Raw genomic sequence first — 13,335 nt, 5'->3', positions numbered from 1 at the left:
AATCCAGTTATCTAATAAGTATCTGTCACTGTAGCCAATGGCTCTTCCTCCTCCTCTTTTTTATCAAGATTTCTTTTACCATTCAACTCCTCAAGTAAATTTATGGCAATATTTTCTCCCCAGTCAGGGGTATTTAGGTAAACATATTGACCTTGACTCAAACCTTTTTCAATGACTACATCATTGGCATTGGTCATCCCTAACAATACTTCTTGCTTTACTCCATTTCTTAGATAAACATAATTGATGCTATCATTGGCCACATTTACAGCTTCCAATGGTACATATAGCACATCGTCTAATTTATCAGCAATAATGGTGTTGCTAGAGGTCATCGAAGGACGCAATAGTGGGTCGCTTTCGTTAATTTCTATAATTACTTCAAAAACTTTGGCATCAGAGTTTGGTCTTTGCTGTCCTACATTGGCCACTTTTTTCACCTCACCTGTGTATTTTTTATCCGGAAATGCATCCATTCCCACTTCAACTTGTTGGTTTACCTTAACTCTTCTGATGTCCACTTCATTGATATAGGTGATACTTTGCATGGTGGTTAAGTCAGGCAAAGTAGCTACAACGGGATTCCAAGAGTTGATTTGTGAGCCTTCTTTCACCTTTGAGCCCCTATAATCCACATAAATCACCATGCCATCCTGAGGAGCTGTTACTACAAATTTATCCAAAACTTCCACCATTTGCTTCACCTCCAATTCATCTTCCCTAAGTTTGGCAGCAATTTCCATCATGCGGGCTTTTTCTTGAAGGGTTTTAATCCTATACCTTTCTTTGGCTTGATCCAGTTCTCTTTTGGCTTTTTCTACATTGTACTCATTCTGTTTGATAATAGCAGGTGGCTCAAATTGTGATTGTTCTAAAATCAATTCTTGTTCCTGAACAATGTATTGCTGATTTAGAATATTGTCTCTCTCTACGCGCAAATTCAAAGAGGTATCCAACTGAATTTGCTCATATTGGGCTTTGGTCTGTTCCAAGTCCAACCTTCTATCTTCTAAGCGACCGAACAATTCCGTTTTATCTATTGAACAAATGAAATCTCCTTTTTGTACTACCGTTCCTTCGTCCACCATTTTGTCGATGGTAAAGCTTCCAATTCGAAATCTCCTAGCTTCAGCCGGACCAAATACCTGAACAGAACGTAGGGCTTCTAATTCTCCGGATGTAGTGATCTCTACACGAAATTCTCCCTTCTCCACAGTTGCCAAAATATTATTTTCTACTCCGGTACTTCCTGAAGCAAAGAAAAATACAAGGCTCCGATAACCAATAGGCTTCCAAGAGCAACGTATATTAGATTCCTTTTCATATTGATTGTGTTAAATACATTCAAACTTAACCATTTTGAGACCTAAAACATCTCCACATAGCATTTTATATAGCCATTAGAATAATAATTAAAGTGTTCAATTGACATTTAAATTTAAGTGATAAGCTTCCAATTGGCGCAACAATGAATTTCCACAAACGAAGTGCCATTTCAACACTACCTTCTATATTTGCAATATGAAATCGATGATTAGTTGGACAATTCGCCATATCCCTAGAAAATATTTACAGCTCTTTAGCCATTTTTTCCTAAAAATCGCTGCAGTAATTTATACAGGATCAAATGTAACCTGCAATATCTGTCAAAGAGGATTTCGTAAATTTTTACCCTACGGAAGAATTGCAAGGGAAAACGCGCTGTGTCCCAATTGTTTGGGTTTGGAAAGACATCGGCTGATGTGGCTTTTTTACAGAAAGAAACCGACTTTTTCACAGCCCCACAAAGAGTCTTGCATGTAGCTCCGGAATTGTGTTTTCTAGGTCGCTTTAAAAAATTAAAAAACCTGGAATACATCACCGGCGACATAGAATCACCGCTAGCAGATGTAAAAATGGATATCCACCAGATCCCTTTTGAAGACAATTCATTTGATGTAGTTTTTTGCAACCATGTTATGGAACATGTGGAAGATGACATAAAAGCTTGCGCGGAAATCAATCGGGTCTTGAAACCAAATGGTTGGGGAATTATTCAATCTCCTGTATACGAACAAGAGGTGACGCTTGAAGACAAAAGCATAACGGACCCCAAAGAAAGAGAACGGGTGTTTGGTCAAAGCGATCATGTCCGAAAATATGGTAAAGACTATGCCAAAAGGCTGAGCAAGTCCGGTTTGATGGTATCGGAAAACAACTTTGTCAAGCAATTACCGGAAGAAATGGCGAAAAAATTTGCCCTTCCTGAAAAAGAAATCATCTTTTATTGTCAGAAAGGGCAGTAAATAGCTTACAGTCTATATATAAAGTAATTAACCTAATTTTTGAAGCAATACCTCAACTATCCTTTTTGCGGTTTTACCATCCCATAAATAAGGCACTTTTCCTGTTTTCCAGTTGTCTGAAAACAATTTTTCCATGGCCGGTTTAATGGCTTGTGGATCTGTACCAAGCAATTCATTGGTACCTTCAGTAATGGTTTCAGGACGCTCGGTATTGTCCCTTAAAGTCATGCAAGGGATTCCCATAACTGTGGTTTCTTCCGTGATCCCTCCTGAATCGGTAACCACGGCCTTGGCACTTTCTACAAGGTAATTAAACTCTAAGTAGCCCAGAGGATCAATCATATGCAGCCTTTCATGGGATATCCCTAAATTTTGAAGCATTTTCTTGGTTCTGGGATGAACTGGAAAAACTAATGGTAAGCCTCCTGAATGGTCAATGATTTCTTGAATCAATTCTTTAAGTTTTTCTTCTTGGTCTACATTTGCAGGTCTATGTAAAGTCATCACAATGTATTTCCCTTTTTCCAAGCCAATTTTACCCCAAACTTCCGGTTTTTGAAACCTAGGTCTATGCTTAAGTAAAGTATCGATCATGGTATTACCCACATAAAAAATGCGCTCATCCTCAACTCCGGATTTCCTTAGGCTTTCATTCGCTACTTCAGAGGTAGTGAAAAAGAAATTTGTGATACTATCTGTAACCATACGGTTAATCTCTTCGGGCATGGACCAATCTCCAGACCTTATTCCTGCCTCCACATGCGCTACTTTTACATGAAGTTTTTGAGCTGTAATCGTGCAGGCCATTGTAGAGGTAACATCTCCTACCACTAGGCAAAGATCCGGTTTTTCACCTTCCATCAGCAATTTTTCATAACCAATCATAATGGCTGCAGTTTGCTCAGCTTGAGTACCACCACCTGCACCAAGATTTACATCCGGTTCAGGAATCCCCAACTGTTCAAAAAAGCTTCCGGACATGTTTTTGTCGTAATGTTGGCCTGTGTGAATCAGTCTAAAAGTAATTGCCTTCCCTTCTCCTGCAGCTGCAGTAATCGCATCTATTATTGGAGAAATTTTCATAAAATTAGGGCGTGCCCCTGCAATCAAGTCTATGCTTATCATATTTCAAAAATTAAATTTATCAAGATTACCAAATAAATATGAAAAAAAGAGGATTTCACCCCTTAAATATTTCGAATAATATAACCAAAACAATTTAAAAAAGTAAAACTTTTAATTAAATATCCCGTCTTTTCAATTGGATTAAATTCTATTTTCCCTGCAAAGGACGTCAATAGTAAAACTTTCTCCTAAAAGTAGCTGTTAAATTATTACCTAATAAATACCCATTCATCGAAACTACTTTTGCTTTCTGAATACTCATATTTCCCTTCATTAAAGGTTTTTAGCATTTCAGGGTCTTCTATTTTATTTTTAATGATAAAATCTGTCATTAGGCCTCTCGCTTGTTTGGAAAAAATACCAATATTTTTGTAAGAACCGTTTTTATATTCCTTAAATATGGGACTTACAAGCTGAGATTTTAAGGATTTCTTTTTCACTGCTTTAAAGTATTCCTTGGAGGCCAGGTTAATGACAGGTTGCTCACCGGCAAGTTCATTAAGTTCTTTGGTAATTTTATCCCCCCAAAATTCATAGAGGTTCTTACCTCGTTTATTCTTTAATTTTATCCCCATTTCTAACCTATAAGGCTGAATCATGTCCATGGGCCTCAAAAGCCCGTATAGCCCTGATAAAATTCTTAAATGTTCCTGTGCAAAGGAAAAATCTTCGGTAGAAAAAGAATCTACATCGATATGGGTATACACATCTCCTTTGAAAGCTAAAAGAGCCTGCTTAGAATTTTCTTCATTGAAAACATCTGAAAACTGCCGATAACGGTCTACATTTAATTCAGCCAAATTTTCACTTACCCCCATCAAATCCTGAATCGATTTACCTGACTTTTTTTCATGATAGAAACCAGTTCCCCAATTTCTTTTTTAAACTCAGGTTGGCTTTTAATAGAAATATTTGTGGAACTGTAGTCAAGGGTTTTGGCTGGGGAAATCAATACTATCATATACTATTCAATTACGACAATTGCGTCTCTTTTTACTTTGTTTATATTTTGTTGTTCATTGGTAAACTTCACAATTACCGGATATGTTCCCGAAGGCACCTTTCTACCATCCACCATGCCATCCCAAGCACAAATAGAAAGGTTTTCTGAAATATTTTCTTGTTCGCAGAAATAAATCAATTCACCCCACCGATTGTAAATCAAAACAGAAAGCATGTCAATGTCCCCGGTCGTATAAATCAAGAAATTCCTGTCCGGATCACCTGGCCTTATGGCATTAGGATAGGTCACATTCACTTCGCAAACTTCTGTAATCCTAAATTCAATCGTATAATCACACCCTTCCGCATCAACTACAAACAATGTATAGTCTCCCTCTACTGTAGGTGTAAAAGTTGGTGTGATACTTACCACAGCACCATCCTTGCTCCATTCGTAAGTGTCCCACGACCCGACATCGAGAGTAACCAAATCATTTGATGCAGCGCAAATAATATAATTTGGAGACAATACCGGAGGAAGAGCATCCGATTGATTGAGGGTAATTTGCTCAATTCCTAATAGACAACCTGCCTCATTCAACAGCCGAACCTCATAAGTTCCAGGGTCTCGTACTATTAATACAGGGTTTTCTTCACCTGCAATCAAATTCTTGGTAGCACCTACCACCCTGTACCACTCAATTCTATCTGTAGCAGAAATTTCATTGTCCAAGGAAATTTCCGAGGTAAGGACACCTCCACAGAATCCGGGGCTACTCAGCGAAATCTCTTCTTCACCTGAATCTATTTCATAAGTACCCGGAGCAGGAACCACACAACCCAATTCATTGGATACTTCCACAACGTAGGTCCCGGCCGGAAGCACTATATTCATACTAGTCTGATCTGAAAAAGTAGCCTTGGCTTCTTCTCCAGTGGCCACATTGGTTATGGTGTATTCCCCGGAAACAGGGTCTCCATCAAAAACTATAACAATGGCACCATCCTGAGGCCCGGTATCACTACATGATTCGGGCAAGGTTGAAACAGTGAAAGTCACATCCTCCGGCGGGGTATTGTTTTCCACAACGGCAGTAAGTGTATTTTCACAGGACCCAATAAAGCCTGTAAAGGTGTAAGTTCCGGGTGCCAAGCCATCAAAAGTTATTTGGGCATTTTCTTGAACTGTTGTGAAAATTTGATTTGTTTCTTCCAAAACCAAACTATCCAATGGAGCATTCGCCTCCACTATTATGCTTCCGCTGGTCACCGTACAGCTTTCTGAAGGTTCTATTTCTGTCACCGAAAATTCTGGTAACCCGCTTACATCTAAAGTGGCTGTTCTCTCAACTATGCAATTGCTATTTAGCGGATCAGCTGCTTGGAATAATAACTCATAAGTTCCCGGCCCGGCAAGGTCAGTGGTATTCAAACTTAATTCCTGAGTTTCTCCAATTTCAGAATATTCACCACTGGTTCCCAAACGAATTGACCAAAGCCCGGATACCGGTGTGTCGGGAGAAAAACGGACAGAATCTCCATAACAAACTGTTGCTGAAGATTGCTCAATTGTAAAATCAAAGGGTGGACCAACAAAAACAGACTGACTAGCAGGACAAGTTTGGTACTCCTCATCCTCATCATAGTCTTCTGGTATGGCATAAGATACAAAAACAGTGTAAATGCTCTCTTCAGTTACAAGTAACTCATTGCTATTGCCAACCACTACTCCTGCTGCATTTACCCATCTAAACAAATATTCATCCATTCTAGGATCATCGGGGTCTACAGCCACCAATGATATCTCCTCTCCACAAAGTGATATCTCATCAGGTAAGGTAATTACCGGAGAAGGAACCACCTCAACCTCATGTCTGAACACTTCTTCCCAAGGGCTACCACACCTGTCTACCTGTAACTGAACGGTGTAAATACCCACTTCCTGAAAGAAATACTCTAATTCTTGTAGGTCCTCTCCGCCATTTAAAAATTCATCCACAACCTCTCCTTCCTCATTGAATATGGTCCAATTGTAGGTATCAATATCGGGTTCTCCTCCTGCTTCAAATTCTCCTAAGGCACCAATATCATTGCTCAAACATAGCCTATCCGGACCATCAAGTGCAGGGTCAGGAATTGAACTGCCAGAATTTTGCACAAATGAAGGCAAACCTAAATTGCTGGTACCGGGCATGGCCTCTACTCCCGATTGTGTAAAAGTGGATGGATTACAACTACTCCCTACTTGCACTTGGCCGATCTGATTTGACCCCACAACCGCGGTATAGATTTGCCCATCAGGTCCCATTTGAAGGGCACCCAAAGCAAGACTTTGGGTATCAGGAATTACTTCTTTACTTGACAGTATGCAGCTTTGAATCGCTTCTTGACTTCTAGCGTCTTCAAAGCATTCAGGACACACCGTTGTCACCGGGTTTTCCGGATCACTATTATCGGTTTCCTCAAGTCCCTGTATAAAATACTCTTCAATTCCGGGCCCGCCATCGGTATAAGACACAAAAATTCTATTTGAATCATCCGAAAACTCTAACCCATATATATTCCCTTCGGCGCCCATATCCAACTGAGCATAGGTGGTCATTTCTCCGGTTTCCTGATCAAAATCAAAGATTTCAACTTTATTCTCCCTCCGACTTGAAAAGTAATGGCCACTTTGCTGCCATCATTTGAAAATTTCATGGTTCCCACTCCATCTCCAAAATCAAAATTACTCCCTACCGAGTTCAACACGGGCTGACCTATCCCTTCATCGCTGATAGGGTACAACCTGAAGGTGTTGTTTCCTTGTTCATGGAAAGCCACCCAAATGGTATCTCCTGAATTAAACGCCGCTGAATGTTGGGTACTGGGGCTAAACAATAGATTGTCTTTTGTAACTACATTCCCTATCCCATCGGGGTTATCCCCTTTTATATCTACGAGTGAGTACTTCACCTCATTCTCTCCTCCTGCCCCTAATTGGGTAGTAAATAAGTAATACATGGTCTCATCTGTTGCGATTGGCACGGCCAAGACACTGCTACTCGACAGGTTATCACCTCCTATGTCTTCCCCATTTTGCATTGCATCACCATTTAAGTCCCAAACAGTCTGTCCATCTGTGTAAAACAAAACCTGCCCAGTTTGGTCTGATACCGTGGTAACTCCTGCAGGGATATCTTGTGGGTGTGGAGTTTCTATAGGACGAGGTGTAGGGGCATCCGGGTCATCAGGGTCTCTATTAAAATCCAAACCTGCACCATCACCAAAGTACCAAATATTATTGCTCTGATCTTCTACATCCCATATTTTGATCCTAATCCCTGCATAAGCATAACAATTGGATCCTTGCTCTCTAACCAATACCCAATAATATCCCGGTTCACAAACTTCATTCGGCGCTTCCGGCCCCCAGCCTTCATCTCTCTTATTGGACCAAAAATATTCGTAATTCTGCCCACTTTGCCCTTGGCCTCCTGTTCCTCCACCTAATCCTCCTCCTTGCTGCCCTCCTTGTCCACCATCCTCACTTTCACTCTGCGCTTCAATGAGTGGCATTAAATCAATACAAGCCGGCTCACATAAGGTAGTGTCAGAAGGGCTAAATTGAGCTGTTAAATTGTTTTCTGTCAATGGAATACTCTTGGTGACATTCCCTGTTTCACCATTGGCATAGGTAACAGTTAAACTTACAGTCACTTGCTCTTCAGCTGTTGCCTCTTGGGGCAATAACAAATGTTCAACAGTCAGGTCCATCTCAATCTCTTCACCATTCTCATCAGTAAGTGGGGGTAAAATCTCCCACTCAAAACTTACAGGACGGTAATTCAAAGGTGTCACCTCACTCGTCAATTGAATGGAAGTATTCATACAAGGCATTTCCGGTTGCCAGGTAAAATCAACCGTCGGCCCCAAATCAATATTGGGTGAGAATTGAGGAAATACTGTTCCACAAAAATCACTTCCATTAAATGGAAGCTCTTCTATTTCCAATCCTATTAAAGTCCATTCATCCGGATTGGTAACCCTGCCAACATATTGAGGACCTCCTTCAACTTCTTCATATATATAATAAAGTTGCCCGTCAGGCCCTACCTTAACATCATAGATTTTGAATATTTCAGCTTCAAGAGGCATTGAGGCGGCGGTAGCGGAAGGGATCTGACTTTCGGGAATCTCCGGGTCTATTGCTTCATCACTGATAAAAACCTCATCAGGTCATCACCTTGCGCATAATAGAGGAAATCTCCATCCGGAGACACTTCCAGCCCTGTAATTATTTCAGTTCCTCCTGTTCCAGGCAAAGTTTCAGGTGTTCCAAAGGCCCCTGTATCAGGATCGAAAGGAATGGATAAAATATCTTCTCCGGCAATGCCTGAAACGATGTACAATATGCCCCTCTCTTCATCAAACATCATGGTTTGAGGTGCTGAGGTCAATGACAACGTATCCGTATCTGTAAACTGGCCCTCTTGGTCTTCAAGTCGTTTTGCTGTTAAATTCCCATCATCAAAACTGATGATATAATCCGGTGAACTACCTGATTTAACAGTTAAAATAGCACCTTGAGCATCTCCTATGATCCCCCTTGGCTTACTGCCCCTGCCGGAGGTTGGTTGGCCGGTGCCCCACCCTGATCATTCATATCTACTAAACTGTACTGCAGCAGGCCATCTGAACTGATATAAAAAATATAAAAATCTTTGGCTCCATTGGGGTCAAGTTCATAATCCAATGCGGATATGGCAACGGATTGTTTGGATGTTTCTACACCACCCAATTCCCCTACTACCCCTTGCATGGCATCGTTTAAATAATTGTAAACCAAAGCTCCATCCGTATAGAATAGTATTTCCCCGGAAATCGGATCTATTGCCATGGCCGAATTGGCCTTACCAAAGGTAATGCTTTCCGAAAGGCTTTCAACATTGGCCTTTCCATCCTTACCAAAAGAGATGTAATTATTGTCTCCTCCTTCACAATATCCAAAAATCCATTCATTGTTGTTATAGCTTTGTGCATCCGAGCCCATGGGAAAACTCAAACACCCTATCAAAGGTATTACTTTAATAAATAAGTTAAATATGCATTTATAATGATTAGATTTCATAAATTAGGCACAACTTTGCATACAGTTTGTAATAGCTATACGTTTATAAACTGTTTGGTATTCAATAAACGAATAAATCTTTGTTTCAGGCACAAATAAATACAGTTTTTTAACTCTTGTCCTAATGGCCTTTGGATTTAACGCCTATAGCCAAGACCCGCAATACAGCCAGTACTATGCTGCTCCGCTTTATTTAAACCCTGCCTTTGCAGGAGCTGAGTTAGCCACGCGAGTAGGGGTAAATTACCGTAACCAATGGCCGGGAATGGATGCTAACTTTTCTACTTTTTCCGCCTATGGAGATGCTTTTCTGGAAGAGTACAATGTAGGCGTAGGATTTTTGGTTACCAATGATACCGAAGGCGTTTCCGGCTTGCAATCCACAACTATTTCCGGGATTTTATCCTATGAACTCAAACTAGGAGATAACCTATACTTTAAACCGGGATTTCAGGCAAGTTATATCCGCAGGGACATTGGTTTTTATGAAAACTTGGTCTTTGCCAATCAAATAAATCCTTCGGACCCTTTTGGGCCAATTTTACCAGGAAATGACATTATTGGTTTGGGAGACCCTGTTGGTTTATTTTCCGCATCCTTTGGTGGCTTGCTCTTTACTGACAATTTTTGGTTTGGACTTTCCACCCATCATGTCAATCGCCCCAATCAAAGTTTTTTGGACGAAAACATTAGCCGTCTTCCTATCAAGTATTCCATCCATACCGGGTACAGGATATCTTTGGGCAGAGGGGCACCACGCAACGATTTTACCCATACTTATAGGGAAAGGTATTTTACTCCCACCATTAATTACAAGCGCCAAGGTCCTTTTGAGCAATTAGACCTAGGTGGTTATCTTTATTTAGAACCGGTTGTGCTAGGATTATGGTACAGAGGACTTCCTTACAAGCCTGTAGAAAAGCAGAGCAATAGAGATGCGATCGTCTTGATGCTTGGTTTTAATTTGCCCTCAGGGCTAAACATGGGATACAGTTTTGATTACACAGTTTCCAAATTAGGTATTCAATCCGGTGGAGCACATGAAGTGAGCCTTTCTTATATCTTTCCACCAAAAAACCCCGGTGCTCCCAGAAAAAGGGATACGATACTGCCATGTCCGAAATTTTAATAATTTTACGTCATGGATCAAGAGACAATCAAATACCTTATACTTCTCATAGTAAGCTTTAATTTTATCTTTGAAAAATTAATTGATTACCTCAATGTAAATAGAAAGACTACTGAGATTCCGGCAAACCTAATTGGTTACTTGGATGGAGCAAAACTAAAAGAAAGCAAAGTTTACCAACGTACTAAGTATAATTTCAGCTTGGTTTCCGACACTTTTTCTTTTGTTATAACTTTTCTTTTGATTGTTTTCGGTTTATTTGGTTGGTTTGATGAATGGTTAAGGCAATACCTTCAATCACCAATATTGCTTACTTTGACCTATTTTGCCATAATCTTTATCGGGTCAGACCTTCTATCTTTACCTTTCGATTACTACCAAACTTTCAAAATAGAAAATGACTTTGGCTTCAATAAAAGCACAGTAAAAACGTTTTTCATAGACAAGGTAAAGGGATACCTCCTTTCCATCATTATTGGTGGGGCCTTGCTCTCACTTTTATTGTGGTTAATCTTGGAACTGGGACAGGATTTTTGGTGGATTTTCTGGATTGTAGCTGCTCTATTTATGCTATTGGCCAATTTATTTTATACCGGACTCATCTTGCCTTTATTTAATAAATTGACTCCTTTGAAGGAAGGTGAATTGAAAGAAACGATTACCAGTTACGCCCAATCTGTTGATTTCTCTTTAAAGAATGTGTTTGTGATGGATGGGAGTAAGCGCTCCTCAAAAGCCAATGCTTTTTTCTCAGGCTTTGGCAAAAGAAAAAAGGTTGTACTTTATGACACCCTAATCGATCAACATTCGCAGGAAGAACTGGTCGCTGTTTTGGCTCACGAAATTGGCCACTACAAAAAAGGGCATATAAAATCCGGAATGGCGGCAGGAGTCCTTCAGACTGGGTTATTGCTTTACATACTCTCTCTTTTTATTTTCAGTGAACCATTGAGCATGGCCCTCGGAGCCAACCAAATGGCCATCCACTTAAATATCATAGGTTTTACCATGTTATTTTCACCCATTTCCATGATAATTGGAATAGGTATGAATTATTTGAGTAGAAAAAGAATGAATTTGAAGCTGATCATTTTGCGAAAACCACTTTCAGTGGTCTACCATTGGCTGCATTAAAAACCCTTTCTGTCAAAACTCTTTCTGATATTGACCCTCACCCTGCCTATGTGTTTATCCACTATTCCCACCCCCACTTTTTAAAGCGATTGAACGGCTTGAGTAGGGCAAATTTTACTTGTAGCAACCATAAAAAAAACAAACCCAAAACACCATGAAAAAATATCCTCTAAAAAATGGGCGTTCTTCTACTTTGCTAAGCCAAGAAGAACAAGACTTCTTAAGGAAAACGGCCACCTCAACCTAGGTAAACTATTGGACGATAACAGCCTACGAGCCATAAGAAATCGTATCAATGAAATTCTGGAAGAAGAGGGTGAAGATGCAGGCGCTGAATTGATGGAATCTCCAAGCATAAGGCATCCTAAAGAGGCAGGAGCATGCAGACCTCGGGAACCCAGTCAATAAAGGAGTCGCTTTTGATATCTTTTATACTCATCCCAAAGTTTTGGCGGCAATTAGCCTAGTTCTTGGAGAGCAATTTAAACTTTCTCCCTCAACTACAGGGCTGCACTTCCTGGCGCAGGCTTACAAAAACTTCATGGGACTGGCCTGAGCTCAATTCAAAATCAGAATTTATGGTTTGTAATTTATCTGCCATTAGATGATTTTCATGTAGAAAATGGTGCGACGAGGGTAGTTCCCGCACCCATCTGAACCCCACTTTGCCTGCAGAAGTAATGAATGACCCGCTGGATTCACATCCCGATGAAAATCATTGTAGCGGAGGCGGGATCTGTTGTTATCTTTAATTCTCATACTTGGCATGGAGGCACAACTAACCACAGCACCCAGCCCAGGAGGGCCATTCATAGCTATTTTTGTAAAAGAGACCAAGTTCAACAAACCGACCAAAGTAAATATATCAAGGAAAGTACACTGGATAGAATAACAAAAGAAGCCGCTTTCATTCTCGGCTTAGAAAAAAATGAAAAATAGATTTCTCCAACCATTGGAAGATGAAAAAATTAACTGTAAACGAATAAAAAATATTTCGGCTACCTACAAATAAACAAAAACCGAAGAATAAGCAACGGTACCGCATCAATTAAGCTGATTTCCATAGTCTCCACGGATGGAATAGGCAACTTTTCTCATTATCAGACCCCATTTCCCACTAAATCCCGAATGAATTGCTATAAAATTCTCTACAAGGAATCAACTCCATACTAGCAAATTGCAGGCCTCTCCATCCATTTGAAAATAAAACCTCAGTTGGTCCGAAAAACCTGATCCTCGAATCGCTTACAATGGCCAATCCATTTAAAGTGTTCAGGTTGAAAACATTATATTGCCAAAAAGTAGAACGCGCTTCCATTTTGGAAATAAACTTTGCAATCTTTTTAGTTTCCAATATCTTAATCAGGTCTTTTACCTCGATTTGAATTATGCCTATAACGTCAAAATTCTGAGCACCTTCAAACTCAGGCAAAAGCTCAATGGACTCTTGTCTAATTTGATCCAAAGTTCCCGCACTTGAATAAATTGAAAACACATTTGAATCTACCGGTAGATCTGTATAATTCCTATAAAAAACATCTTCCGTTCTCCTGACTTCGACAATGGTCAGTCCCATTAGAATGTAAACAACTGTATAATAGTGATTTATA

At 40.0% G+C, this 13,335-nt stretch carries 11 protein-coding genes and 2 pseudogenes; 5 read left to right on the top strand and 8 right to left on the bottom strand.

Annotated features, from left to right (window positions below; translation table 11 throughout):
- Positions 1–11: 11 nt before the first annotated feature.
- Entirely contained in the window at positions 12–1,214 is a 1,203-nt protein-coding gene (locus WG932_RS26830) for an efflux RND transporter periplasmic adaptor subunit (RefSeq protein WP_483088727.1), read from the bottom strand.
- Between the two features lie 307 nt (positions 1,215–1,521).
- Between WG932_RS26830 and WG932_RS26825 the strand changes: the two are divergent.
- Positions 1,522–2,285, top strand: a pseudogene (locus WG932_RS26825) (class I SAM-dependent methyltransferase).
- 27 nt (positions 2,286–2,312) lie between these two features.
- On the opposite strand, the gene wecB reads toward WG932_RS26825, so the two are convergent.
- The 6 genes and pseudogenes from wecB to WG932_RS26795 form a co-directional block, all read right to left on the bottom strand.
- Entirely contained in the window at positions 2,313–3,410 is a 1,098-nt protein-coding gene (wecB, locus tag WG932_RS26820; RefSeq protein WP_483085962.1) for a non-hydrolyzing UDP-N-acetylglucosamine 2-epimerase, read from the bottom strand.
- A 209-nt stretch (positions 3,411–3,619) separates the two neighbouring features.
- Positions 3,620–4,371, bottom strand: a pseudogene (gene yaaA, locus WG932_RS26815) (peroxide stress protein YaaA).
- 3 nt (positions 4,372–4,374) lie between these two features.
- Positions 4,375–6,954 (bottom strand): T9SS type B sorting domain-containing protein, encoded by a 2,580-nt coding sequence (locus tag WG932_RS26810; RefSeq protein WP_483085961.1) that lies wholly within the window; start codon positions 6,952–6,954, stop codon positions 4,375–4,377.
- Positions 6,951–8,489 (bottom strand): hypothetical protein, encoded by a 1,539-nt coding sequence (locus WG932_RS26805; protein WP_483085960.1) that lies wholly within the window; start codon positions 8,487–8,489, stop codon positions 6,951–6,953. The genes WG932_RS26810 and WG932_RS26805 overlap by 4 nt, the downstream gene beginning before the upstream one ends.
- Positions 8,490–8,536: 47 nt before the next feature.
- Positions 8,537–8,797 (bottom strand): hypothetical protein, encoded by a 261-nt coding sequence (locus WG932_RS26800; protein WP_483085959.1) that lies wholly within the window; start codon positions 8,795–8,797, stop codon positions 8,537–8,539.
- 131 nt (positions 8,798–8,928) lie between these two features.
- Positions 8,929–9,408: a hypothetical protein gene (locus tag WG932_RS26795; protein WP_483085958.1), complete on the bottom strand. Its 480-nt coding sequence runs from the start codon at positions 9,406–9,408 to the stop codon at positions 8,929–8,931.
- 178 nt (positions 9,409–9,586) lie between these two features.
- Between WG932_RS26795 and WG932_RS26790 the strand changes: the two genes are divergently transcribed.
- The 4 genes from WG932_RS26790 (at position 9,587) to WG932_RS26775 (ending at position 12,664) form a co-directional block, all read left to right on the top strand.
- Positions 9,587–10,591, top strand: coding sequence for a PorP/SprF family type IX secretion system membrane protein (locus WG932_RS26790; RefSeq protein WP_052316229.1), 1,005 nt, complete (start codon positions 9,587–9,589; stop codon positions 10,589–10,591).
- 12 nt (positions 10,592–10,603) lie between these two features.
- On the top strand, positions 10,604–11,725 hold the full coding sequence (locus WG932_RS26785) for a M48 family metallopeptidase (protein WP_483085957.1): 1,122 nt from the start codon (positions 10,604–10,606) through the stop codon (positions 11,723–11,725).
- Positions 11,726–11,980: 255 nt separating this feature from the next.
- Complete coding sequence (locus WG932_RS26780) at positions 11,981–12,133, top strand: hypothetical protein (RefSeq protein WP_483085956.1); 153 nt, start codon at positions 11,981–11,983, stop codon at positions 12,131–12,133.
- Positions 12,134–12,433: 300 nt separating this feature from the next.
- A complete protein-coding gene (locus WG932_RS26775; protein WP_483085955.1) occupies positions 12,434–12,664 on the top strand; it encodes a phytanoyl-CoA dioxygenase family protein in 231 nt (76 codons plus the stop codon).
- A 178-nt stretch (positions 12,665–12,842) separates the two neighbouring features.
- On the opposite strand, the gene WG932_RS26770 is transcribed toward WG932_RS26775, so the two are convergent.
- Complete coding sequence (locus tag WG932_RS26770; protein WP_483085954.1) at positions 12,843–13,301, bottom strand: hypothetical protein; 459 nt, start codon at positions 13,299–13,301, stop codon at positions 12,843–12,845.
- Positions 13,302–13,335 lie beyond the last annotated feature (34 nt).

Source organism: Cyclobacterium sp. SOCE241 (assembly GCF_056867545.1).
This window is presented reverse-complemented; position numbering and strand designations above follow the sequence as displayed.